Genomic DNA, 25,430 nt, shown 5'->3' with positions numbered 1-25,430 from the left:
GTTTTTATAAGCCTCCTACAATAGCTGTACCATCAAAATTAATGGTCAGTTCTAGGTTGGCTGTTCCTCCTGCTACCGCAAAGTTTGGCGCATCAGGATTGTAAGCTACTTTCGGATCGCTGTTACCAACATTAAATTTCCAAGCATTGCTTGCAATATAATTTCCTGCATTTGCTGCTCTGAATTTCATTTCTCCAGCGCTAAGCGGAGCAGAGATTGTAAATTTATTAGCTGCGAAATTATAGGCCATAGCAGTTTCATTTTCCCATGCTCCTGCAGTTGCAGAACCAATGATTCCCCAATTCATCTTAACCGATTTGTATTTTAGGTTATCGATATCAACCCATATATAGTACAAGCCATTTCCGTCATTTTCTGCTACTTTAATGTCGCCACTGTCTCCTCCATTTTTAAGATTTCCGTCTTGAACTCCACCAATAACTCCATAGTTTCCAACTACGTCTGCCCAAGAAGCTTGGTTACCGATAAATTTAAAGGCTTGTCCTACACCCACTTTTACATAAGCCTCATAAATTCTTGTTACTCCGTTTCCAATATATCTCAATTCCATCGCTGTTTCTGGTGACCATTCTCCTAATCCATAAGAACCTTGAGGGTGTCCTACAAGAAACAATTTAGGAATAACTGCTACATAAGGTGTAACTGAAATTGTTGCTACATTACTGTACAATGGCTCAAATGTGTCATTAACACTAGCTTTTATTCTTACTTCATATGTGCCTTCTACAAATGCTTCACCACCTGCAGCTCTCACTTTAGTGTTTAGTGTTTCTACAGAAACTGATAATTGGTTTGCTCCGATTACAGATCCTAAATCTTGTGGATTTGCAAATTCGTTTCCTGCCTTATCAAGTTGCACAGTATAATTCACTGCAACATTTTGATCAAAATTAGCAGATGTCCAAACAAAACGCTCTGCTTGATTTGCCGCATTTTCTATTGCCAATACATAGACATTACTCCCCTCTGGGGCAACAAGTACTGGCGCATCTTTTGCCGTAATTACCGGCCTGTCTTCCACATCGTCTGAGCTACAAGAAACAGCCAAGACAGCGAATAATGCAATTAGTGATTTTGCTATATTTTTCATATTTATGATTTTTATTTTATTAATATCCTGTGTTTTGTACTAAAGTTGGATTAGCTGCTTTTGCTCTATCCGGAATTGGGAACAATTTCAAGTGATCTGAAATAGGCGCTCCATTGGCAGAGTTGCCTTTCCATTGCCACAGATACGAACCTCCTGTGAATTTTCCAAATCGAATCAAATCTTGACGTCTGTGGCATTCCCAATACAATTCTCTCGATCTTTCTGCTAGGATAAAATCTAAAGTAAGATCGGCTTGACCTACAGTTCCGGCATTTGCTCTAGTTCTCAAAGCATTCACATAAGTTACAGCTTGCGATAATGAACCATGGCCTCTGGCTGCTAATTCAGCATACATTAAGTAAGCATCTCCCAAACGGAATAGTGGAAAATCTGTATCTACAAATGCTCCTGAAGGGTTAGAACCATTTGAACCGTCTGATTTTTTATTTGTCCATTTTGTTACGCCATAGCCTTGAGTCTCATCTGCAATACTTGCGATGTCCAAACTCTGACCCGTGGTGTGGAACATCGCTCTGTTGTCTGAAGCTCCAGTTACATCGGCAAACTTGTTTACCAACTCTCTTCTAGCTCTTAGTCCTTTCCATCCACCATCGACACCGAAGTCGCTGGCATTCATTGAGCTTAGGATAGAAGCATGAACTAAATAATTAGTCCCACCACTTGTAGTATATTGTCCGTCAAAACGTACAGGGAAAATAAATTCATTTTGAGCGCCATTCACGTCATTATCCGCCATGAACAGGTATTTGTAAGGAACATTTGCAATCTGATAGCTTGAATTTAAAACTGGCTCTAGCGCAGTTGCTGCTTCAGCATATTTATCTTGTCCGATATATACTTCTGCATTCAAATACAATTTAGCCAACAGCATTTTTGCTGCAATTTTGTCTACCCTGCCATATTCGTTGGTTCTTGATTCTTTCAAATCGGCATCAATAGCAATCAGCTCATCTTTTATATAATTGAAAACTTCAAGCTTCTCTCTCTGCTGCGGATAGAAGAAACCAACAGGATCATTTTCTGTAACGATCGGAACTTTACCAAATAAATCCATAGCATGATACAGTGATAATGCTCTCAAGAATCTAGCTTCTGCTCTATATGATGGCATATCGCTTAAAATGGCCGGATCTACATTTCTGCTTCCTATTTTTTCTGGAGTTGACTGTCTTAGAAACTCATTGGCCAAACTGATTTGGTAAAAAGTTCTAGAGTACATCACATAAATGAATTCATTGTTACTTGTCCATGTATGAGTATTCATTGAAGGCAAATTACCATCCTGCCATGCAATTACAGATTCGTCTGTTGGCAATTGCTGCAAAGTATAGAAAGCTCTCAAATATGGACTAAAGTCATTTCTAATTCCTGCCAAATCTTCTCCGCCATCTCCTTCACCGTTTCCGGCTTTTGCTAAGCCTAGGTAAAGTTTTGCCAAGAACATTCTATATGCTTGAGGATTTTCGTAGAATTTTTCAGCTGTGAAATCGTCATCGTCTTCTGGCGTCACATCTAAATCATCCGTACAAGAAACGCCTATTGCCAAAATAATCAGCAACAACAAGGCTTTCTTCCCTAATAAATCTAACATTTTTTTCATTTTCATATTTTTTAAAAATCTAAATTAAATCCTAACATAAACATTCTTGGTCTTGGATAAATTGTCTTATCAATACCTCCAAAAATTTCAGGATCTACTCCGTCATAATCCGTAATCGTAAATACGTTTTGAACGGCTCCATAGATTCGAAGTTTTGATTTCTCTGTTGCAAACGGGTTTTGTACCGTATATCCTAATGTGATGTTGTCTAATTTAAACCATGAAGCATTTTGGACATAGTAGTCTGAGAAAAGCCTATTGTTTCCTTCTAACAGGAAGCCAGAGTTTAGGTAATCTGCATTAATGTTACTGATTACGTCATTGTAACGAACCCCTGCCTGCAATACTCCTTTATTAGAAGCAACGTTGTTATACATGTAGTTGCCTAAGCTAGCTCTCCATGCAAAAGAAAGGTCAAATTGCTTATAGCTCATGTTGTTCATCATACCAAACGTAAAGTCTGCATTTGGTTTTTTATATCTGTATTGATCGGCTGTTGAGATAACACCATCTTGGTTTCTATCTACATAAACACCTTCTACCGGTTTTCCGTTTGAATCGTAAACCTGTTCGTATACATAAAATGCGTTTGGATTGTAGCCTACAGAGTTGATTTGGATTTTATTACCACCACCACCATCAATATCACCTACAGCATTGTCAGAAGGAATGTCTGTAATTTCTTGGTCGTTATAAGTAGCATTGAATGTTGAAGTCCAATTAAAGCCTTCTCCTCTAAAAATATCATAGCTTACACTAAACTCGATACCTTTTGTAGTAAAGTCTCCATAATTTCTGAATCCTTCGTTGGCCAAGTTGGCACCATCAGGAAAAGGAACTCTTGCTAGAAGGTCTGTTGATTTCTTTTCGTACAAATCCAAAGAACCTCTTAGGCTGTTGTTGAAAAAGCCATAATCGATACCAATGTTTCTGGTTTCAGTTTCTTCCCATTTCAAACCTTTGTTATAACCTTCAGGTCTTCCTACTGGAACGAAAACATTTCCAAACTGATATTGTGCCTGTGTAGTTCCTGTTGTATATCTTTCAATATAAGCGAAACCATCATTAATGTCTTGTTGTCCTGTAATACCCCAACCTAATCTTAATTTCAAGTCAGAGATAACGCTTACGTCTTTTAAGAAACTTTCTTGAGAGATTTTCCAAGCAAATGCTGCTCCAGGGAAGTTACCCCATCTGTTTTCTTTAGAAAATCTAGACGTTCCGTCTCTTCTGTAGTTAAGCGTCAATAAGTATTTATCATCGTATCCTAAGTTCATTCTTCCAAAATAAGACTGTAAGTTTACGGTTGGTCTTGTGAATACGTCAGGTTGTGCATTTGGATCGTATACGTTTCCTGTAGAGAAACCAACCCATTTGAAGTTTTGGTACGAGTAACCTGCTGTAACATCTAAATTGAATTTGCCAATTTCTTTAGTATAAACTAAATAAGCATCTAATAATTTATTCTCCTTGTTTTCATTAAAGTAGGTATGAGAACCAAAATTTTGGTAAGTTCCACCACTATAACTTCCTGTTTGGAAACCTGCCGGGCTGAAAGGCGCCAACGTATTTGTTCCGTTACCATCCTGTTTGTCGAAACCAACATTTACGACAGCCCTGATATCTTCAAAGAAATGCAATTTATAATCTACTTGAAAATTACCATACATTTTACGGTTGTCTGTAACGTTTCTTCTTTGGTTTAATAAAGACACTGGATTTTGCTGTGCACCTGTCACAACTCTATCTCCATCTGGTTCAAGCCATTCGAAATAGCCTCCAAAATAAGAAGTAGGATCATAAACTGATTGTGTAGGATCGAAACTTAACGCATTTCCGATGGCTCCTTCTTCTGCAAAACGGTTATCTTGCCAAGAAATATTGGCATTCAAATTAATTTTTAAATGATTGTCAAAGAAAGAAGGGTTTAACGCTATCGAAGTCGTTGTTCTTTTAAATTCTCCTGTTCTTAATAAACCCGGAATTGAAGTATAACCAATAGATAACCTAGCTGGCATTACGTCAAACAAGTTTCCTCGGATAGAAAGGTTGTTGTCTACCGACATGCTTGTTTGGAAAATCTCATCTTGCCAATCGGTATTAGCAGTTCCTAGCAAACCAATCTGTGTTGGATTCCCAACTTGATTTACTAATGCTCTAAATTGGTCAGCCGACAAAACATCAACTTTTTTGGCTAACGTATTTACAGTTGTCACCGAATTGAAAGATACTTGCATTTCACCTTGACTACCTTTTTTAGTCGTAATAATGATAACCCCATTAGAGGCACGAGAACCGTAGATTGCGGTAGCAGAAGCATCTTTTAAGATAGAGAAAGATTCAATATCATTTGGGTTAATTGAAGAAAGCTTGCTCGTTGCTCCACCACTATCTTCATTGTCAAGAGGAAGACCGTCAATTACAATTAATGGGTCATTTTTAGCATTCAATGAAGATCCTCCACGAATTCTGATTGTAGAGCCCGAACCTGGTGCACCGCCTGTTGAAATAGTCAAACCAGCAACTCTACCGTTTAGTAGATTTTCGGCAGTTGCATTCAACCCGCGGTTAAAATCTTTTGAAGAAATTACTTCTACAGCACCTGTAGCATCTTTCTTCTTAACAGATCCATATCCTACAACTACAACCTCATCCAATTGTGAAGCATCTTCTTGCAAAACAACACTAATAGTGTTTTGTGAAGAATAGGTAATCGTAGTGGATTTGTATCCTAAAAAAGAGAAAGAAATTACGTCCCCAACCTTCACTCCTGAAAGCGTGAAATTTCCGTCAAAATCTGTTGTAGCTCCGTTCGTTCCGCCTTGGACAGTTACACTGACTCCCGGCAACGGCAATCCTGAAACTTCATCCCTGACATTACCATTTAATGTGTTCTGTGCCAGCACACTAAACGGAAGCAGCAGTACTAAAAGCAACAACTTTTTATAAATTGTTTTCATACATTTTGTTTAGGTTAAAATTGAGTTTGTTTACCTTATATTTTTACTTCGAATGTTAAATTTATGTAAATATTTAAGAGAAAAAAATCGTTTTCGTAAAAGCACCCACCGAAAACGTTTGCGTGTTGAAAACTTTATTGAATGCGTAGATTTTTCGGCTAAAAATCGCTATTAATAAAAATTAAATTTATCTTTATTCAGAAATATTTACTTGATATTAAATACCATGCGAAGAAAAGTCACGCTAAAGCAAATTGCCAAAGAGTTAGATGTCTCTATTTCTACTGTCTCAAAATCCCTCAGAGACAGCCCCGAAATCAGCGAAGATACGCGTCAAAAAGTGCAGGCTTTTGCCAAATTATACAACTACAAACCCAACCTGATTGCCTTAAGCTTAAAGAACAAAAAAACCAAGACAATCGGCATCATTATTCCTGAGATTGTCCATCACTTTTTTGCGACAGTAATTAGCGGTATCGAACATGTTGCCAACGAACATGGTTATAATGTTATCGTAACCTTATCTGATGAATCTTTTGATAAAGAAGTCATCAATATGGAAATGCTCGCGAACGGTAGCATTGATGGATTTATCATGTCGCTTTCTAAAGAAACCCAACACAAAAAGGACTTTCATCACATTACCGAAGTCATCAACCAAGGAATGCCCGTTGTTATGTTCGACCGCGTGACCAATGATATCTTGTGCGACAAAGTTATTATAGATGATAATCTGGCCGCTTATGAAGCAGTACAAAACTTAATAGATAAAGGATTCAAAAAAATAGCGTTGATTACTACAGTCGATTATGTGAGTGTCGGAAAATTAAGGACTGACGGATACATCAAAGCGTTAAAGACAAACAATATAGTTGTCGATCCTAAATTGATTCTCAAAATCGAAGATATCGACATCTGCGACCATCAGATAGAAGAACTGATCGCTAATAATGAAATCGACGCTGTATTTGCCGTAAACGAATTATTCGCCGTAACGGCTATCAAGGCAGCCAAAAAAATAAATCTAAAAGTGCCAGACGACATATCGGTTATCGGATTTACAGATGGTATTATTTCCAAATATTCATCGCCAAGCATTACCACGGTAAGCCAAAACGGAATAAAAATGGGTGGAAAAGCAGCCAAAATGCTTATCGAAAGGCTAGAATCTGAAGAGGAAGAAGACGAGCATTACAAAACAGAAGTTATAGAAACTCACTTGGTTTTGAGAGAATCTACGCCATCGTTGTAGTTCATATTAACTAATTGAAAATCAAATAAATAAAAACAGTATTTTTCATTTCTGCCAATTGTTAAATATCTGAAAATTAATTTTAGGCATAAAAAAATTATATATTTGTATCAATTATCAACGCTTATATTTTTACTTCGAACGAAAGATTAAGTCTTGATAAGCAATAACGCTTATCGTATATAAATCAACAAATTACGATAATGAAAAAGCGTAAATTAAGTTTCTTCGATATCTGGAACATGAGTTTTGGATATTTGGGAATACAAATGGGATTTGCCTTGCAAAATGCAAATGCCAGTAGAATTCTGCAGATCTTCGGAGCCGACGTACACAGTCTATCGTGGTTTTGGATTGTAGCCCCTTTGATGGGACTGATTGTCCAGCCGATTATCGGACATTATAGCGACAGAACTTGGACGCGTTTCGGCAGAAGAAAACCTTACTTTTTAATCGGATCAATTTTAGCAGCTATAGGATTAATCCTGATGCCGCAATCTGCTATGCTTACCGCTTTCATGCCTGCTCTTTGGGTGGGTGCCGGAATGCTGATGATCATGGATGCTTCGTTTAATATTGCAATGGAACCTTTCCGAGCTTTAGTAGCCGACCTGCTTCCTGCCGATCAAAGAACGTTAGGATTTAGTGTTCAAACAGCTTTAATTGGTTTTGGCGCAGTCATTGGTTCTTGGCTTCCATACGCATTGAGCAACTGGTTTGGTGTTTCTAGTGAAGCTAATCCTGGAGAAGTCCCGTACCATCTTATTTTATCCTTTATTATTGGAGCTTTTGTTTTGGTAGGAGCTGTATTATTGACCGTTTCTACAACTAGAGAGTATTCTCCCGAAGAACTAGAAGCTTTTGACAAAGCCGAAGGAATTGTCCATGAAAAAGAAGAAAAAGCCAGTCTGCTGAATATTTTTGAAGACTTCAGGAACATGCCTCAAACCATGAGACAATTAGGTTGGGTGCAATTCTTTTCGTGGTTTGCCTTATTTGGAATGTGGGTTTTTACCACTCCAGCCATAGCGCATCATGTCTATAACCTCCCGCTCGAAGACACGCACAGCAAAACCTACCAAGAAGCTGGCGATTGGGTCGGAATCATCTTTGGAGTCTACAATGCCGTTTCTGCTGTCTTCGCCTTCTTTTTGCCAGCAATTGCGAAAAAGATTGGACGAAAATCTACACATTCTTTTTCATTAATCGTAGGAGGAATCGGACTGATTTCAGTCTATTTTGTTCCGAATCCTAATTGGTTGATTGTTTCAATGATTGGTGTCGGAATCGCTTGGGCCAGCATTTTGGCCATGCCTTATGCTATTCTTTCGGGCTCTATTCCGGCCAAAAAAATGGGCGTCTACATGGGAATTTTTAATTTCTTTATTGTAGTTCCTCAAATCATTAACGCCATCATCGGCGGTCCTATCGTTAAATACATTTATGGTGGAAACCCTATCTACGCCATCGTAACCAGTGGAGTTGCCTTCATCATTGCGGCCTTATTTGCCTTCCGCGTAAAAGATGAAGACGACACCGTAAAATTATAATACCTTGAAAACAAAAGCATTCATATTCGATCTTGACGGAGTAATCGTCGACACCGCCAAATACCACTATCTGGCTTGGCAGAAAATTGCAAACCAGCTCGGAATCGAATTTACACCAGAACATAACGAAGGACTAAAAGGCGTGAGCCGAGTCCGTTCCTTAGATCTTATCCTTGAATTAGGAAAAATCGAAGCCAGCCAAGAAAATAAAGACAAATGGCTTGTGGAAAAAAACGAAGACTATCTCTCTTATTTAGTAGATATGGACGAAAGCGAAATTCTAACAGGAGTGGTGCCCGTCCTTCATTATCTAAAAGAGAATAAGCAGCTGATAGCTTTAGGCTCGGCAAGTAAAAATGCAAGGCCTATTCTAGAAAAAACCGGAATCATCCACTATTTTGACGCTATTGTAGACGGCAACGATGTCTCAAATGCGAAGCCCGACCCTGAGGTTTTCTTAAGAGCCGCAGCTTTATTGAATATGGCGCCGGAAAATGCTATTGTTTTTGAAGATTCAGTAGCCGGAATTCAAGCCGCAAATATTGCGCACATGACAAGCGTAGGAATTGGAGATGCCAACATTCTGCATGAAGCTGCATATATCTTCCCTGATTTTGCGCACATAGAAACAAATTTCATAGAAACCTTAGTGAATAAATAAAATGAACCAAGATTATATAGTACCAAATAATTGGTCCGTCATAGAAGAAGGATTTGATGCCGAAAGAGTAAAATCATCAGAAAGTTTATTCAGCATCGGAAACGGCGCTATGGGCCAACGCGCCAATTTCGAAGAAAATTATTCCGGCGAGACCTTCCAAGGAAGCTATATTGCCGGAATCTATTATCCAGACAAGACAAAAGTAGGCTGGTGGAAAAATGGCTATCCGGAATATTTCGCAAAAGTATTGAACGCTCCAAACTGGATCGGAATTGAAATTGAGATTAATGGAGAAGATTTCGACCTAAATACTTGCCTTGAAGTTAAAAATTTCGAGCGCGAACTAAACATGAAAGAAGGCTGGTATCACCGTTCTTTTGAAGCCACCTTAAAAAACGGAACAGAAATAAAAGTAGACGTGCGCCGTTTTCTTTCTTTAGATTCTGATGAATTAGGCGTCATCAATTATGAAATCACGCCGTTGAACAAAGATGCCAAAATTGTCTACAAGCCTTACATTGATGCCGGCGTCAAAAATGAAGATGCGAACTGGGAAGAAAAATTCTGGGAACCTTTAGAAACAAAATATTCTGATAATGAAGCATTTGTTGTTGCCAGAACATTCAAGACGCATTTTAATGTGGCGACCTACATGTCGAACAGCATTTTTTTAAATCATAAAAATTTAAATAGTTCTCCTGTAAAAGTAGATGCTTCAGCAGATAAAATTCAGTTTGCCTATGAAGTGGAAGTTGCTAGCGGCCAAAAATCATCCATTCAGAAATTTGGAGGATATACCGTTTCCTTAAACCATGAAAAATCAGAATTAATTTCTTCTGCCACTAAAGTAATTGCTGCCGCTAAAGCAAAAGGCTATGAAGCGTTATTACAAGAACAGATTGAAGCCTGGTCAAAAATCTGGGAAATGTCAGACATTACCATCGACGGCGATGTAAAAGCACAACAAGGCATCCGTTTTAATATTTTCCAATTGAACCAGACGTACTTAGGCAAGGATTCCCGCCTAAATATAGGGCCTAAAGGTTTTACAGGAGAAAAATACGGCGGTTCCACCTATTGGGACACTGAGGCCTATTGCATCCCGTTTTATATGGCAACCAAAGACCAGCAGGTCGCTCGAAATCTGCTAACCTACCGATACAACCAATTGGACAAAGCGATTGAAAATGCAGAGAAATTAGGCTTTACCAACGGTGCTGCTCTATATCCGATGGTAACCATGAATGGTGAAGAATGCCACAACGAATGGGAAATTACCTTTGAAGAAATCCACAGAAATGGCGCAATTGCTTTTGCTATTTTTAACTATTTCAGATTTACCGGAGACTACAGCTACATTCCGGAAAAAGGATTGGAAGTTTTGATTGCTATTGCCCGCTTCTGGCACCAAAGAGCGACTTTTTCAACACATAAAGACCAATTTGTCATCCTTGGTGTTACAGGACCAAACGAATACGAAAACAACGTCAATAACAATTTCTACACGAACTATCTCGCCAAATGGTGCATCAATTATACCATCGAACAGATTGAAAAAGTAGAAAAAGAATATGCTTCCGACTATTCCAGAATCTTTTCGAAAGTAAATCTAGATGCTGCCGAAATAGTTCATTGGAAAAAAGTGGCAGACAAAATGTACCTTCCTTTTTCAGAAGAACACGATGTTTACTTGCAACAGGACGGCTTTTTGGATAAAGAACTTGTAAAAGTTTATGATTTGGATAAAAGCCAAAGACCAATCAATCAAAAATGGTCTTGGGACCGAATCCTTCGTTCGCCATACATCAAACAAGCAGACGTATTGCAAGGTTTTTACTTTTTCGAAGATCACTTCTCAAAAGAACAATTGGAAAAACATTTTGATTTTTATGAGCCATTTACGGTGCATGAATCTTCGCTTTCGCCATGCGTTCACTCGATTCAAGCTGCCAATTTGGGCAGAATGGAGCAAGCATATACCTTCTACTTGAGAACTTCGCGTTTGGATTTGGATGATTATAACAAAGAAGTCGAAGAAGGCTGTCACATCACAAGCATGGCTGGAACGTGGATGAGCATTGTCGAAGGTTTCGGAGGAATGCGTGTCAAAAACGATGCATTGCATTTCGAGCCAAAAATACCGGAACAATGGCAAGGCTATTCGTTTAAAATCAATTTCAGAAACCAGATATTGCAAGTTTTTGTCAATGCGAACGAAACTAAATTTACGTTAGAAGGAAGCCAAGAACTTACCGTTTATGTCAACGGAAAAGCGGTCTTGGTACAACCGAATACTTTAGTTACCGTATAAATAATCACCACCCACCCTTTCAGAGTTTCAGACTCTGAAAGGGTTTTTAAATAAAAAAGTATGAACTTCAAAAAAAACCTAAGCCTGCTGGTACTGTTTTTATCTGTTTCTGCCTTCGCTCAAATTGATAAAATGGAACCTCCTTTTTGGTATGCCGGAATGCATAATCCTGAGCTTCAGATTATGTTCTACGGAAAAAACATCGCGCAATACGAAGCCTCCGTTTCCAATAACGTAGTAATCAAAAACGTGGTAAAAACTGAAAATCCTAACTACATTTTCATCACCATCGACACAAAAAATACTCCTGCTTCTGATTTTGTCTTTTCTTTCAAGAACAAAAACAAGGTAGCTTTTACAAAAAAATACACGCTGAAAGCAAGACGTCCAAATTCGGCACAACGCAAAAGTTTTGACTCATCTGATATGATCTACTTGATCATGCCGGATCGCTTTGCAAACGGAGATCCGAATAACGACACCGACAAATCGCTTAATGAAAAAGCCAACAGAAACGCTCCTGGAGGGCGTCATGGCGGAGATATCGAAGGAATCATAAAACATCTAGACTATCTGGAAGAATTAGGAGTCACAGCACTTTGGAGCACGCCGCTTTGCGAAGACAATGATAAAACGCATTCCTACCATACTTATGGACAATCGGATGTCTATAGAATTGACCCTCGTTATGGAACGAATGAAGATTATGCTCGCCTTTCGGCAGAATTGAAAAAGCGAAACATGAAACTCATCAAAGATTATGTGACGAACCATTGGGGTGCTGAGCATTGGATGTATAAAGACTTGCCGACTTATGACTGGGTACATCAATTTCCAGGATTTTCGCAGTCGAACTATCGAATGACGACACAATTCGACACCAATGCTTCGGCTATAGATGCTAAAAATTGCATGGACGGTTGGTTTGTTCCGTCAATGCCCGATCTAAATCAGTCGAATCCTTTAGTCTTAAATTATCTAATTCAAAACGCAATCTGGTGGATCGAATATGCCGATTTAGATGGTTTTAGAGTAGATACCTATTCGTATAACGATAAAGTCGGAATTGCAAAATGGACCAAAGCTATCACCGACCAATATCCTTATTTCAACATTGTTGGCGAAGTCTGGATGCATGACCAAGCCCAAATGTCGTATTGGCAAAAAGACAGTCCGATAAGTGCTATCCAAAGCTACAATTCTTATCTGCCAAGCGTCATGGATTTTACGCTGCACGATGCTTTCGGAAGCGTTTTCAACGAAGACAAAGCTTCTTGGAACGACGGTATGATTAAAGTATATGACAATTTTGCTAATGATTTCTTGTATGCAAACACAAATAATCTGTTGACATTTGTTGAAAATCACGACACTGGAAGATTCAACCAAATCTATAAAAACGATTTCAAGAAATACCAGATGGCCATGGCCTTGATTGCTACTGTTCGTGGAATTCCGCAGACGTATTACGGCTCTGAAATTGGTATGGCAGGTGATAAAGGAAAAGGCGATGCAGACATCCGACAAGATTTCCCAGGTGGCTGGAATGGCGATAAAAACAATGCGTTTACCAAATCCGGAAGAACAGAAGAACAAAACAAGTTTTTTGATTTTACTTCAAAATTATTCCAATGGAGAAAGAACAAAACCGTTATCCACACTGGAAAAATGACGCACTATATCCCAGAAGACAACATATATGTGTATTTCAGATATGACGACAAAGAAACTGTAATGGTGGTCATCAATAATACTGTGGAAACCAAAACATTTAAGACAAAACGTTTCCAAGAAAACATCAAGAATTTTACTTCCGGAAAAGATATCTTGACAGGAAAATCAATCGATATAAAGAATGAGATTTTTTTAGACGGAAAATCGGTCTTGATCTTAGAATTAAATTAATTTTAAAAACATACTTATGAAAAGAATATTCTTTTTAGCGCTGACGCTAGCTTTCATCAGCTGTAAAGACGACAAAAAAGCGGAAGAAACAACAGCTGAAAAAACAGAAACTATCGCTCCAATAACCGATGCGACTGCTGAAAATGCCGTTATTTATGAAGCCAACATTCGCCAATATTCTTCAGAAGGGACGTTTAATGCTTTCACTAAAGACATCCCTGAACTGAAAAAATTAGGTGTAAAAGTCATCTGGTTGATGCCCATCTATCCTATTTCTATGAAAAATAGGAAAGCCACTGGAGATCTTTCCGTCGAAGATATCAAAGACCCGAAAGAAAAAGCAAAATATTTAGGAAGCGCTTACGCAATTTCTGATTATACAGCCATAAATCCAGATTACGGTACCAAAGAAGATTTCAGAAATCTGGTAAAAACAGCCCATGAAAATGGTATGTATGTTATTTTGGACTGGGTGGCCAACCACACCGGATGGGATCACAAATGGATTACCGAACATCCTGAATATTACCATAAAAATGCCAAAGGCGAAGTGACCGATCCGCTAAATCCAGAAACAGGAAAATCGTGGGGCTGGACCGATGTAGCTCATTTAGATTATGCTAACCAAGGTCTGCATGAAGCCATGAAAAACGAAATGCTATACTGGGTGAAGCAAGAAAACATCGACGGTTTCCGTTGTGATGTTGCCGATAATGTGCCAGCCGAATTTTGGCAAAAAACAATTCCAGAATTAAAAAAGGTAAAACCTGTTTTCATGCTGATGGAATCTAACAAAAATTATCTTCTAAAAGACGGCCTTTTTGATATGGGTTATGGTTGGGAAGCGCATCACGTAATGAACGATATCAACAAAGGCACAAAAACCGTAAAAGATTTAGATAACGTAATTGCGAAAATTGGCAAAGAATACGAGAAAAACGACTTCTTCATGAACTTTACATCCAATCACGATGAAAATTCTTGGAACGGAACCGAATACGAAAGAATGGGAGACGGCGTAGAAGCTTTTACTGCTTTGACCTATCTACTTCCTGGAATGCCTTTGATCTACACGGGCCAAGAATATGACCTGAACCGCCGATTGAAATTCTTCGAAAAAGACTCAATTCCGAAAGCAAAAGCAAAAATGTTTTCTATCTACGAAAAATTAGGTGCTTTAAAAAACAGCAACATTGCGCTGAACGGAGGAAAAAATGCCGCTTCTTACAAACGTCTGGCGACTTCAGCAGACACCAATATTCTTGCTTTTGAAAGAGGGAAAGAAAATGAAAAAGTGTTCTTTATAGGCAATTTATCTAAAAAAGACCAAGAATTTACGGCTCCAGTTGAAGGAACTTATACCAATTACATGACAGGCGAAAAGGTAACTTTGGCAAAAGACCAGAAGTTCAATTTCAAACCTTGGCAATATTATATTTTGGTTAAATAAAAAAGCGTTAATTATTATTTAGAATGTTTAAAAATGCTAATTTAGTATCTCCGTAAAATAACTTAGCATTTTTAGATATGGCCTTTGAATATATAGAAATAGAAAGGGTTGAAAGACTTACCAAAAAAGAGTTTATCGAAAACTATTATAAGCCTCAAAAACCTGTAGTAATCACGAATCAGATTGAAGATTGGCCCGCTTTTTCTAAGTGGAATTTCAAATTCTTGAGAGAGGTTGCCGGAGATAAGACAGTTCCGCTGTACGATAGCCGAAAGACGGATTATACAAAAAAAGTAAACGAGCCAGATTTCACGATGACTATGTCAGAGTATATTGATATTCTTGAAAAAGGCCCGACTGATTTGCGTATTTTTCTATACAACCTGATGAAAGACGTTCCTTCAATGAAAGATGATATGAAATGGCCGCAATTGGGACTTCGATTAATAAAAAGTTTGCCGTTAGTATTTTTTGGTGGCGAAAATGCCAAAGTTTTCATGCATTATGATATTGATTTCCCGAATATTTTTCATATCCATTTCGAAGGGAAAAAACAGTGCGTACTCGTAGATCCAAAAGAAACAAAATACATGTACCGCCTGCCCTATTCATGGATCTGCAATGAAGATATCGACTTTGACAATCCCGATTTCGAGAAATTTCCAGCGCTCAAAATGGTAAAACCATACATCACGAATCTGCAGCATGGCGAAATGCTTTATATGCCCGAAGGTTGGTGGCATTACATGAAATACCTAACGCCAGGGTTTTCGCTAAGTTTGCGTTCATTGGCAGGAAGACCGAGCAATTTGCTAAAAGGTCTAGCAAATGTAGCCGTCATACGCTACTATGATAACTGGATGCGGAAACGCAAGGGTCAGGCTTGGCTGGATTATAAAGATGCCGAAGCCATCCGCAGGACAAACGAACTTCTCAAATAATTTAAATGCCCAGCAAAATTTGCTGGGCATTTTTATTTTAGACCATGCAATCCATCCTTAAACTTTGCCCAACATTTCCAAAAGCGTTACTTTTACCAAATAAAACCGGCTCTTGAAAAAAACACTTAATATCGGACATCGCGGTGCCAAAGGCCATGAGCCTGAAAACACGCTTCCTTCTTTCCAAAAAGCATTAGATCTGAATGTTGATGGAATTGAATTGGACGTTCATGTCTGCAAGACCGGCGAGCTTATCGTTATCCATGATTTCACTGTCGACAGGACTACAAATGGTTCTGGAACCGTATCAGAGTTAACACTTTCTGAAATAAAAGCATTGCGTATTAATGGCCATATTGAAGTGCCTACTTTAGAAGAAGTTTTGGAATTAGTCGGCAAAAAATGCCTGATTAATATTGAATTGAAAGGTCGCCACACAGCTAAACCCGTTTCACACCTTATTGAAAAATATATTCTCGAAAAAGAGTACAAATACGAAGATTTTATCGTTTCCAGCTTCCAAAGAGAAGAACTAGAAATGATGTATCTCATCAATCCAAAAGTCCATCTAGGCGTTTTATCTCAAGCGAGTGTCACACAAGCTTTAGAATGGGCAACAGCGTTTTCAGCCAAAGCCATTCATCCACATTTTAGCCTTTTGACAGAAGAAAACGTACAAAAAACGCAAGAGCAAGGTTTCAAAATCTATACTTGGACCATCAATGAAACTGAAGATATCGAGAGAATAAAAACCTATAACATTGACGGAATCATCACTGATTTCCCAGAAAGAATATGAGCCAAAATTTTGACATAATCATCGTAGGCGGCGGAGCCGGAGGTTTTTTTACGGCTATAAACTGTGCAGAAAAGAATCCGAAATTAAAGATTGCCATACTAGAACGCGGCAAGGAAGTGTTGACAAAAGTCAGGATTTCTGGCGGAGGAAGATGTAATGTGACACATGCTTGTTTTGAACCTAACGAATTGGTAAAGTTTTATCCCCGCGGCGAAAAAGAGCTTCGCGGTCCGTTTCATCAGTTTTGTTCTGGCGATACGATTGAATGGTTTGAAAGACATGGTGTCGAGTTAAAAATTGAAGACGACGGACGCATGTTTCCCGTTTCCAATTCGTCTCAGACCATTATTGATTGTTTTACGACAGCCACAAAAAAATTAGGCATTCAAGTCTTGACTGGACAAAGCGTGCAATCTATTTATAAATCCGAAACTCCTGATGGAAATTTTTGGAAAGTCGAAACCCAGAACGAAAAATACCTCTGCGAAAAATTAGTTTTGGCTACAGGAAGCAATCCGAAAATGTGGGAAATGCTCCAAGAATTTGGACATTCCGTCGTAAGTCCGGTGCCATCTCTATTTACGTTTAACATCAAAGATCCTCGCATCAAAGAATTGCCAGGCGTTTCGGCACAAGTTTCCGTAAAAGTCAAAGACACTAAATTGACTTCAACCGGACCATTATTAGTCACGCATTGGGGAATGAGCGGTCCTGCAATCTTAAAATTATCCGCTTGGGGTGCCCGAATCTTGTTTGAGAAAAATTACCAGTTTACCATTTTCGTCAACTGGTTGAATGATATTGATGCTGAAGATGCAGAAATTATCCTGAAAGATTTAAAACAAGAACATTCCAAAAAAACAGTTTCAAAGAAATCGCCTTTTGATTTTCCGAATCGTTTATGGGAAAGCTTGGTTTTGGCCTCAGGAATTTCCGAAGAAACAAAATGGGCCGATTTATCTAAAAATCAACTGCAAAATCTAACAAACCAACTTACAAATGCGCAATTTCAAGTCAATGGAAAAAGTACTTTTAAAGAAGAATTTGTAACTGCTGGCGGAATTGATCTAAAAGAAATTAATTTTAAGACGATGGAAAGTAAAATCCATCAAAATCTTTATTTCGCTGGAGAAATCACGAATATCGATGCGATTACAGGCGGGTTTAATTTCCAAAATGCTTGGACAAGCGGCTTTATCGTTGCCAATTCAATTTAGATTACTGATTCAGCCACCAAATACTCGCATTCAAAACCGTCGCAAAACTTACCCAAAGTAGATAAGGAACAAATAAATACCCTGAAAATTTATTGATTCTCACGAACTTTATGTATGTTTCATAAATCATCAACCAAAGCAAGACAATCTCGACTAAAGCCAGCAACGGATTTTTCAATCCGAAAAACAAATACGACCACAAGGCATTCAGTGCTAATTGGATGGCAAAAAATTTCATTGCTTTTTTGACTTCTTCTTTTCTTGAGGAATCGATTTCATGCCAAACAAGGCCTCCGGCAATTCCCATCATGATATATAGCGTTGTCCAAACAGGTGCAAAAAGCCAGTTTGGCGGATTAAAGCTTGGTTTTTGAATCGTTGGAAACCAGCTTTCAACAGCCGGACGCGTTACAAGACTTGAAAAGTAGCCTACAGCCAGACAGGTTACGACCAAAACTAAAATTCGTGTGTATTTATTCATCTTTCCTTATTTTTATCAAAATTAAGTTATTTTCACAGATTAGCCCTAATGCCAATCTGCTATTTGGCTAAAAAAAGTATCTTTGCGCAAATTCATGACTATGATTTCTGAAAAGGATTTTATTCCGTCAAACTATACGCATTCAATAGAAAAAGGACTTTATAAATGGAGCGCTCCGAGCAATATTGCTTTGGTGAAATATTGGGGAAAAAAAGACCATCAGATTCCTGCGAATCCCTCCATCAGTTTTACATTAAACAACTGCAAGACCTTGACTTCTTTAGCTTTTGAAAAAAAAGAAGGAAATGACAATTTTTCATTTGACTTATTGTTTGAAGGGAAACCGAAAGAAGATTTCAAACCAAAAATCCAAAAATTTTTTGAACGAATAGAACAATACCTTCCTTTCCTAAAAGAATATCATTTTACGATAAATACTGAAAATACGTTTCCGCACAGCTCCGGAATTGCCTCTTCCGCGTCTGGAATGGCCGCCTTGGCTATTAATTTGATGAGCCTTGAGAAAGAGCTCAATCCAGAAATGACCGAAGAGCATTTCTTTCAAAAAGCTTCATTTTTAGCAAGATTAGGTTCAGGCAGTGCCTGCAGAAGCGTAAAAGGGAATGTGGTCGTTTGGGGAAATCACAACGAAATTGACGGAAGCTCTGATTTATTTGGAGTAGAATTCCCAAGCAAAATTCATGAAAATTTCAAGAACTACCAAGACACTATTTTATTAGTTGACAGGGGCGAGAAACAAGTTTCAAGCACAGTCGGTCATGATTTGATGCACAACCATTCGTATGCCGAAAGACGATTTGAGCAGGCCCATGAGAATCTTTCTAAAATAAAAGCAATCCTTGAATCTGGAAACCTTCAAGAATTCATCAAGATTGTAGAAAGCGAGGCTTTGACCTTACATGCCATGATGCTAACATCAATGCCGTATTATATCTTGATGAAGCCAAATACGCTGGAAATTATCAACCGAATCTGGAAATTTAGGAACGAGACCAATATTCCGGTATGTTTTACGTTAGATGCTGGAGCCAACGTCCATGTTTTATATCCCGAAAACGTTAGAGAAGAAGTTTTAGAATTAATTAAGAATGAATTAGTTGGCTTTTGCCAAAACTCGCAATATATTTGCGACGAAATTGGATTTGGCGCAAAAAAGTTGTAATTTTAACAAAATTCCAGACACGACATGAAAGGACCATTATTTTACTCCAAAATATTACTCTTCGGCGAACACGCGATTAACAAAGGTTCCCGAGGTTTGTCCATTCCTTATAATTTTTTCAACGGTGGATTGAAAGTTGACAATAATCTTTCCGATGAAGCCCAAAAATCAAACGCCAGCCTGAAACGTTTTGTTGCTTATTTGGAAACGATGCAACAAGAAAATCCAGAATTGGTGACTTTTAATATTGAATTGCTAAAATTGAATGTTGAAGCCGGAATGTATTTTGATTCCAGCATTCCACAAGGTTATGGCATTGGAAGCAGCGGCGCTTTAGTGGCGGCTATCTACGACCAATATGCCGAAAACAAAATCACGGTTCTTGAAAACTTGACTCGTGAGAAATTATTGAAATTAAAGCAAATTTTTTCAAAAATGGAATCGTTTTTCCACGGAACAAGCTCTGGATTGGATCCGTTAAACAGCTATTTGAGCATTCCTATATTGATTAATTCGCACGACAATATTGAAGCTACAGGCATTCCTACTCAAAGCCTTCAAGGAAAAGGAGCCGTATTTTTGCTGGATTCTGGAATGGTAAAAGAAACTGCTCCAATGGTAAGTATATTCATGGAAAGCCTGAAAGACAAAGGATTCAGGGCTATGGTGAAAAACCAATTCGTAAAATATACCGATGCCAGTATTGATGATTTTCTACACGGCGATATCAAATCTTTGCTTTCTAATACTAAAAAACTTTCCAAAGTGGTCTTGAATAATTTCAAGCCGATGATCCCAGAGCAATTTCATGGAGTTTGGCAGAAAGGATTGGATTCAAATGATTACTATTTAAAACTTTGCGGTTCTGGCGGCGGCGGTTATATTCTTGGATTTACGCATGATTACGAAAAAGCCAAAGAATCTTTGAAAGATTACAAACTAGAGGTTGTCTACCAGTTTTAGTCGAAAGTCTTAATCAAAAAATCATAAGTTAAAGGTCTGCCGTTATAAAATAGGGCATAAAACTTTTTACTTCAAACCCAAAATCTTGTATCAGAAATGTTAAGCAGAAAGAACAAGCTTCTAGTAATGAAAATTATCAGTTTGTTTTCTGTCGTTCGCGGATATAATATTCCCGTGATTGTTTTAGCGCAATACCTTTCTGCTATATTTATCTTAGCTCCAGAAAACACTCGGGCTTTGGATGTTATTTTGGACATCAATCTTTTTATCTTGGTTTTGGTTTCCAGTTTTTGTATTGCTTCAGGCTACATCATCAATAACTTCTATGATGCGCAAAAAGACTTGATCAATCGTCCAAACAAATCAATGTTGGACCGACTCGTAAGCCAGAAGACCAAGCTCTATGTTTATTTCGGACTGAACTTTTTAGCAGTTTTTCTAGCCTATTTTGTTTCTTGGAGAGTTAGTATCTTTTATTCTGCGTATATTTTCCTGATTTGGTTTTATTCGCACAAGCTCAAAAAATATCCTATTATTGGAAACCTGACCGCTTCCATCTTGGCCATTTTTCCTTTCTTCGGGATTCTCCTTTATTTTTTCAAAGGCCAATACGAAGAATACGATTGGCAGAAAATCGGAATTATTTTTGGACATGCGAGCTTCCTGTTTTTATTGATTCTTATCCGAGAAATGGTCAAGGATTTGGAAAACATGAAAGGTGATTTTGTAAGCGATTACAAAACCATTCCAGTAGTTTACGGAGAGTCTATTTCAAAGAAAGTCATTACAGCACTGACCCTACTGACAATTCTTCCCGTCTATATTTTAGTTGATGTCTATGAAGTAGGCTATATGGTCATTTACTTTTATATCTGCCTCATGTTGCTGATTTTCTTTTTGTTGAAACTTTGGAAATCGAACACAAGAGAAGAATTTTTAAAGCTCCACAATCTTCTTAAATTTATTATTGTTGCGGGGGTTTTCTGCATCGTATTGATTGAGCCTGCCGTTTTATGGCATGGAAAAAAAATCTTATTGGCCATCAACTTCTGCTAATTTCTGCTTCTGAAGCAGAACCAGTCCGTCCCGAAAAAATCTAATCTCCCGATAGTTGAGCGATTTAACGTTCAAATCGCTATCTTTGCACAAATTAGACACTAATGAACAAGAATGAAGGAGGCAACAGACGTAGTGCCTCAAATCGACCTGGAGGAAAAAGCAGTTTTGGGAAATCAAAACCACCATTGCCAAAAAGAGCCCAAGGCCCTAAAAAAGACAAGCCTACTCCAGCAAAAGCAGCCAGTGCAAATCCTGAAAAGCCTGTTAAAAAAGCGAACCAAGCTCCAAAAAGACAAAAAGCAGCAGACGAAATACGTCTTAATAAATACATCTCAAACTCGGGAATATGTTCCCGTCGTGACGCTGATATCTATATCCAATCAGGCAATGTAAAGGTTAATGGGATTCCTGTTACTGAAATGGGATATCTTGTAAAACCTACAGATGTTGTCAATTTTGACGGGGCGATTTTGACTCCAGAGAAAAAAGAATATATTTTACTGAACAAGCCAAAGAACTTTACGACAGCATTAGACGAAGGTTTTGAGCACAGAAATGTTTCAGAATTGGTAAAAGGTGCCACAAAATCGATCTTATCGCCTGTGGGCCGTATGGACAAGAACACCACAGGATTGTTATTGTTTACGAATGATACCGATATGATTCGTAAATTCACGATTCCGAACCAAAAATCGTCCAAAATCTACCAAGTTTCATTAGACAAAAATTTGAAATTTGAAGATCTTGAGAAAATCCAAAAAGGTCTTACGATTGAAGGCCATCGCGTAAGTGTTGAAGAAATTAGCTATATCGACGATCAGCCTAAAAGCGAAATCGGATTAAAATTACGCACAGCTAACGTAAAAGTAGTGCGCCATATTTTTGAACATTTCAGCTATGATGTATTGAGAATTGACCGCGTTGCTTTTGCCGGACTTACAAAAAAGAATCTTCCAAGAGGAAATTGGAGATTTTTGACCGAACAAGAAATTATCAACTTGAAAAACGTTTAATCAAACGAATTCTACAAAGTTTGAAACATAAAAAAATCCCGAAAAATAAGCTTTCGGGATTTTTGCTTTTGTAGCTTTGCGTAGTACACAAAACAAACTTATGACACCAGAAACATTACAATCTATAGCTTTCAAATGGTTTGATGCTTTTAATTCACATCAACTAGAGCAGCTCTTAAGCCTTTATGATGACGAAGCCAGACATTTTAGTCCGAAACTGAAAATCAGAAAGCCAGAAACAAACGGTTTTGTAGAAGGAAAACAAGCATTACGCGAATGGTGGCAAGATGCTTTTGAACGCCTGCCCTCTTTACATTATAAGGTTACTTCACTAACCGCCAACGGCGACAGGGTTTTTATGGAATACATAAGAAATGTCGATGGCGAAGATGATATGCTCGTTGCAGAAGTTTTGGACGTCAAAAACGGAAAAATTATTGCTTCTCGTGTTTATCACGGATAAAACAAAAAAGCCCTTGGTTTCCCAAGGGCTTTTATTTTAACCTTTAATCTTTTTAGAAGTTTCTTCTTTTTTGTCGAGACCGCGTTTTCTTAATAATGGTTCCACGCTAGGCTCTGCACCTCTGAATCTTTTATACAAAACCATCGGGTCTTCTGTACCTCCTTTTTCAAGGACATTTTTTCGGAATAATTTTGCTTTTTCTGGATTGAAAAGATTTGTTGTCTTGAAGGCCTCAAAAGCATCTGTATCCAAGACTCCTGACCAGATATAGCTGTAGTATCCTGAAGAATAGCCGCCAGCAAAAATATGACTGAAATAGGTACTTCTGTATCTTGGAATAATCGCATCGATCAAGCCAATCTTTTTCATGGAATTCTTTTCAAACGAATTAGCATCTAGTTGTATAGGCGCTGTCTGCGCATGATAATCCATATCCAGGAACGAAGCCGCTAGATATTCTACTGTCGCAAACCCTTGATCAAAAGTTCCTGATTTTTGAAGCTTTTGGATTAGCGCATCAGGAATTACTTCGCCCGTTTTATAATGCTTCGCATACATTTTCAGTACTTCTGGTTCAGCGGCCCAGTTTTCCATAATCTGCGATGGCAGTTCGACAAAATCTCTCGGAACGCTTGTTCCCGCAAGGCTTTTATAGGTTACGTTAGATAATAATCCGTGTAATGCATGGCCAAATTCATGGAAGAAAGTCGTTACTTCATCAAAAGTTAGCAATGCTGGCGTATCGCCGGTTGGTTTTGTAAAATTGCAGACAATTGAAATTACCGGAGCTTTTCTTTTACCGTCAACTGTTTTCTGGCTTCTGTAGGATGTCATCCAAGCACCGCCTCTTTTGGAAGCTCTCGGGAAGAAATCCATGTATAGAATCCCGACATGTGTTCCGTCAGCTTCTGTGACTTCCCAAGTAGTAACTTCTTCATGGTATTTTGGAACATCATTGAGTTGCTTGAATTTTAGGCCATATAGCTTTTCTGTGACTTGAAAAACACCTTTCCTGACATTGTCTAAACTAAAATAAGGCTTCAATTCTTGTTCGTCTAGATCAAAACGCTGCTTCCTGATTTTTTCAGTATAATACCTCCAATCATACGGCTTGACTTTGTCCTTGATGCCTTCTTTGTCCATCATTTTTTGGATATCCGCAGCTTCCGTCTTGGCAATTGCCAAAGCCGGCTTCCACAAATCATTCAGAAGCTTGGCTACATTTTCAGGGGTTTTGGCCATCGATTCTTCCAGCACGTATGCGGAATGTGACTTATAACCTAACAATCGAGCTTTTTCGCCTCGAAGATTGGCGAGCTTAACCGCATTTTCCTTATTATCAAATTCATCATCATGATTGCCTCGTGTCTGATAGGCCTCCCAAATCTGCTGGCGTAATTTTCTATTCGAACTGTATTGCAAAAAAGGCATCACGCTAGAATTCGAAAGCGTAAAAACCCATTTCCCTTCTTTGCCTTTTGTTTTAGCATCTTCTGCTGCTGCATTGATTAGCTCTTGCGGCAATCCTGCCAAATCTTTTTTATCATCAATTACCAATTCAAATTTATTGGTTTCTGCTAGAATATTTTGTCCGTATTTTAAAGAAGTAAGCGAAAGTTCTGCATTTATTTTACGAAGCTTGTCTTTATCAGCATCGGCTAAATTAGCACCACTTCTGACAAATGCTTTGTGCAGATTCTCTAGAATTTTTGCCTGTTCTAAATTTAGATTCAGCGACTCTTTTTTGTTCCAGATTGCTTTTACTCTTGCAAATAATTTCTCATTTAAATAGATATTATCATTGTGAGCAGCAAGATTGGGAGAAACTTCTTTTGCTATTTTTTGGAGTTCTTCGTTTGTGTTAGCGCCATTTAAATTCGAAAAGACCACATTTACGTTTGACAATAGTTCTCCTGCATTCTCCATGGCAAGAATCGTATTCTCAAAAGTTGGAGCTTCAGAATTATTGGCAATGGTATTAATTTCGGCTTCATGCCTTTTGATTCCTTCTAAAATTGCCGGCTTGAAGTGCTCGTTTTTTATCTTGTCAAAAGGCGGAACTTCAAATGGCGTAGCGTAGGCCTGAAAAAATGGATTCATAGTTTGCTTGTTTTCTTGGGCTTCAATTGCCAGCATATTTCCGATTGCCAACAAAATGAAAAGGGATTTTTTTCTCATCTAAAATTATATTGAAATGTAAATTTAGAGGAAATTGATTTTTAAAACTACTTAGGAATGTTAATTAATAAGATTTGGAAAGGAGAGTTTATTCCAAAAAAAAAGTCCCTCGACTAAGAGAGACTTTTCAGTGCGGGTAATAGGACTCGAACCTACACACCTTGCGGCACCAGATCCTAAGTCTGGCGTGTCTACCAATTTCACCATACCCGCAGTAGACCTTTGATTTTGACTATTGTCTCAATCGAGGTGCAAATATAGTCATAGTTTTGAACTTTCAAATAAAAAATTAAAAAAAATTAAAATATTCTT

Annotated in this window: 19 protein-coding genes and 1 tRNA gene; 14 read left to right on the top strand and 6 right to left on the bottom strand. The window is 38.1% G+C overall.

Going from position 1 to position 25,430, the window contains the following annotated elements:
• Positions 1-4: 4 nt before the first annotated feature.
• The 3 genes from GGR22_RS09265 to GGR22_RS09255 are packed head-to-tail and all read right to left on the bottom strand — an operon-like array spanning position 5 to position 5,692.
• On the bottom strand, positions 5-1,111 hold the full coding sequence (locus tag GGR22_RS09265; protein WP_182493390.1) for a SusE domain-containing protein: 1,107 nt from the start codon (positions 1,109-1,111) through the stop codon (positions 5-7).
• Positions 1,112-1,130: 19 nt separating this feature from the next.
• Positions 1,131-2,732: a RagB/SusD family nutrient uptake outer membrane protein gene (locus GGR22_RS09260; protein WP_182493389.1), complete on the bottom strand. Its 1,602-nt coding sequence runs from the start codon at positions 2,730-2,732 to the stop codon at positions 1,131-1,133.
• An 11-nt stretch (positions 2,733-2,743) separates the two neighbouring features.
• Positions 2,744-5,692, bottom strand: coding sequence for a SusC/RagA family TonB-linked outer membrane protein (locus tag GGR22_RS09255; RefSeq protein ID WP_182493388.1), 2,949 nt, complete (start codon positions 5,690-5,692; stop codon positions 2,744-2,746).
• Positions 5,693-5,918: 226 nt separating this feature from the next.
• Here GGR22_RS09255 and GGR22_RS09250 point away from each other — a divergent pair, with 226 nt between their 5' ends.
• The 9 genes from GGR22_RS09250 (at position 5,919) to GGR22_RS09210 (ending at position 17,778) form a co-directional block, all read left to right on the top strand.
• The gene (locus tag GGR22_RS09250) at positions 5,919-6,944 is read left to right on the top strand and encodes a LacI family DNA-binding transcriptional regulator (RefSeq protein ID WP_121376044.1); all 1,026 of its coding nucleotides are present in this window, start codon (positions 5,919-5,921) and stop codon (positions 6,942-6,944) included.
• A gap of 203 nt (positions 6,945-7,147) precedes the next feature.
• A complete protein-coding gene (locus GGR22_RS09245) occupies positions 7,148-8,494 on the top strand; it encodes an MFS transporter (protein ID WP_182493387.1) in 1,347 nt (448 codons plus the stop codon).
• Between the two features lie 4 nt (positions 8,495-8,498).
• On the top strand, positions 8,499-9,155 hold the full coding sequence (pgmB, locus tag GGR22_RS09240) for a beta-phosphoglucomutase (RefSeq protein WP_182493386.1): 657 nt from the start codon (positions 8,499-8,501) through the stop codon (positions 9,153-9,155).
• Between the two features lies 1 nt (position 9,156).
• The gene (locus tag GGR22_RS09235) at positions 9,157-11,466 is read left to right on the top strand and encodes a glycoside hydrolase family 65 protein (protein ID WP_182493385.1); all 2,310 of its coding nucleotides are present in this window, start codon (positions 9,157-9,159) and stop codon (positions 11,464-11,466) included.
• Between the two features lie 60 nt (positions 11,467-11,526).
• Positions 11,527-13,371, top strand: coding sequence for a glycoside hydrolase family 13 protein (locus tag GGR22_RS09230; RefSeq protein WP_182493384.1), 1,845 nt, complete (start codon positions 11,527-11,529; stop codon positions 13,369-13,371).
• A 16-nt stretch (positions 13,372-13,387) separates the two neighbouring features.
• The gene (locus GGR22_RS09225) at positions 13,388-14,821 is read left to right on the top strand and encodes an alpha-amylase family glycosyl hydrolase (RefSeq protein ID WP_182493383.1); all 1,434 of its coding nucleotides are present in this window, start codon (positions 13,388-13,390) and stop codon (positions 14,819-14,821) included.
• A 77-nt stretch (positions 14,822-14,898) separates the two neighbouring features.
• Positions 14,899-15,762 carry a cupin-like domain-containing protein gene (locus tag GGR22_RS09220; protein WP_121376038.1) on the top strand — a complete coding sequence of 288 codons (864 nt, stop codon included), beginning with the start codon at positions 14,899-14,901 and terminating at the stop codon, positions 15,760-15,762.
• 112 nt (positions 15,763-15,874) lie between these two features.
• The gene (locus GGR22_RS09215) at positions 15,875-16,561 is read left to right on the top strand and encodes a glycerophosphodiester phosphodiesterase (RefSeq protein ID WP_182493382.1); all 687 of its coding nucleotides are present in this window, start codon (positions 15,875-15,877) and stop codon (positions 16,559-16,561) included.
• Entirely contained in the window at positions 16,558-17,778 is a 1,221-nt protein-coding gene (locus GGR22_RS09210) for a BaiN/RdsA family NAD(P)/FAD-dependent oxidoreductase (protein WP_182493381.1), read from the top strand. The genes GGR22_RS09215 and GGR22_RS09210 overlap by 4 nt, the downstream gene beginning before the upstream one ends.
• 1 nt (position 17,779) lies before the next feature.
• Here GGR22_RS09210 and GGR22_RS09205 read toward each other — a convergent pair whose 3' ends face one another.
• Positions 17,780-18,259 (bottom strand): TspO/MBR family protein, encoded by a 480-nt coding sequence (locus GGR22_RS09205; RefSeq protein WP_182493380.1) that lies wholly within the window; start codon positions 18,257-18,259, stop codon positions 17,780-17,782.
• 100 nt (positions 18,260-18,359) lie between these two features.
• On the opposite strand from GGR22_RS09205, the gene mvaD reads away from it, so the two are divergent.
• From mvaD to GGR22_RS09180, 5 genes are all read left to right on the top strand, one after another.
• Positions 18,360-19,442: a diphosphomevalonate decarboxylase gene (mvaD, locus tag GGR22_RS09200; protein ID WP_182493535.1), complete on the top strand. Its 1,083-nt coding sequence runs from the start codon at positions 18,360-18,362 to the stop codon at positions 19,440-19,442.
• A 24-nt stretch (positions 19,443-19,466) separates the two neighbouring features.
• On the top strand, positions 19,467-20,405 hold the full coding sequence (locus GGR22_RS09195) for a mevalonate kinase family protein (protein WP_121376034.1): 939 nt from the start codon (positions 19,467-19,469) through the stop codon (positions 20,403-20,405).
• 96 nt (positions 20,406-20,501) lie between these two features.
• Positions 20,502-21,461 (top strand): geranylgeranylglycerol-phosphate geranylgeranyltransferase, encoded by a 960-nt coding sequence (locus GGR22_RS09190; protein ID WP_121376033.1) that lies wholly within the window; start codon positions 20,502-20,504, stop codon positions 21,459-21,461.
• A 104-nt stretch (positions 21,462-21,565) separates the two neighbouring features.
• The gene (locus GGR22_RS09185; protein ID WP_182493379.1) at positions 21,566-22,477 is read left to right on the top strand and encodes a pseudouridine synthase; all 912 of its coding nucleotides are present in this window, start codon (positions 21,566-21,568) and stop codon (positions 22,475-22,477) included.
• Between the two features lie 100 nt (positions 22,478-22,577).
• Positions 22,578-22,940, top strand: a complete 363-nt coding sequence (locus tag GGR22_RS09180) for a nuclear transport factor 2 family protein (protein WP_121376031.1) — start codon at positions 22,578-22,580, stop codon at positions 22,938-22,940.
• 36 nt (positions 22,941-22,976) lie between these two features.
• Here GGR22_RS09180 and GGR22_RS09175 read toward each other — a convergent pair whose 3' ends face one another.
• Together GGR22_RS09175 and GGR22_RS09170 are read right to left on the bottom strand one after the other, a co-directional pair.
• The gene (locus GGR22_RS09175; protein ID WP_182493378.1) at positions 22,977-25,118 is read right to left on the bottom strand and encodes a M3 family metallopeptidase; all 2,142 of its coding nucleotides are present in this window, start codon (positions 25,116-25,118) and stop codon (positions 22,977-22,979) included.
• A gap of 131 nt (positions 25,119-25,249) precedes the next feature.
• A tRNA-Leu gene (locus GGR22_RS09170) sits at positions 25,250-25,331 on the bottom strand.
• Positions 25,332-25,430 lie beyond the last annotated feature (99 nt).

This window comes from Flavobacterium gossypii, from assembly GCF_014138495.1.
GTDB lineage: Bacteria > Bacteroidota > Bacteroidia > Flavobacteriales > Flavobacteriaceae > Flavobacterium > Flavobacterium endophyticum.
This window is presented reverse-complemented; position numbering and strand designations above follow the sequence as displayed.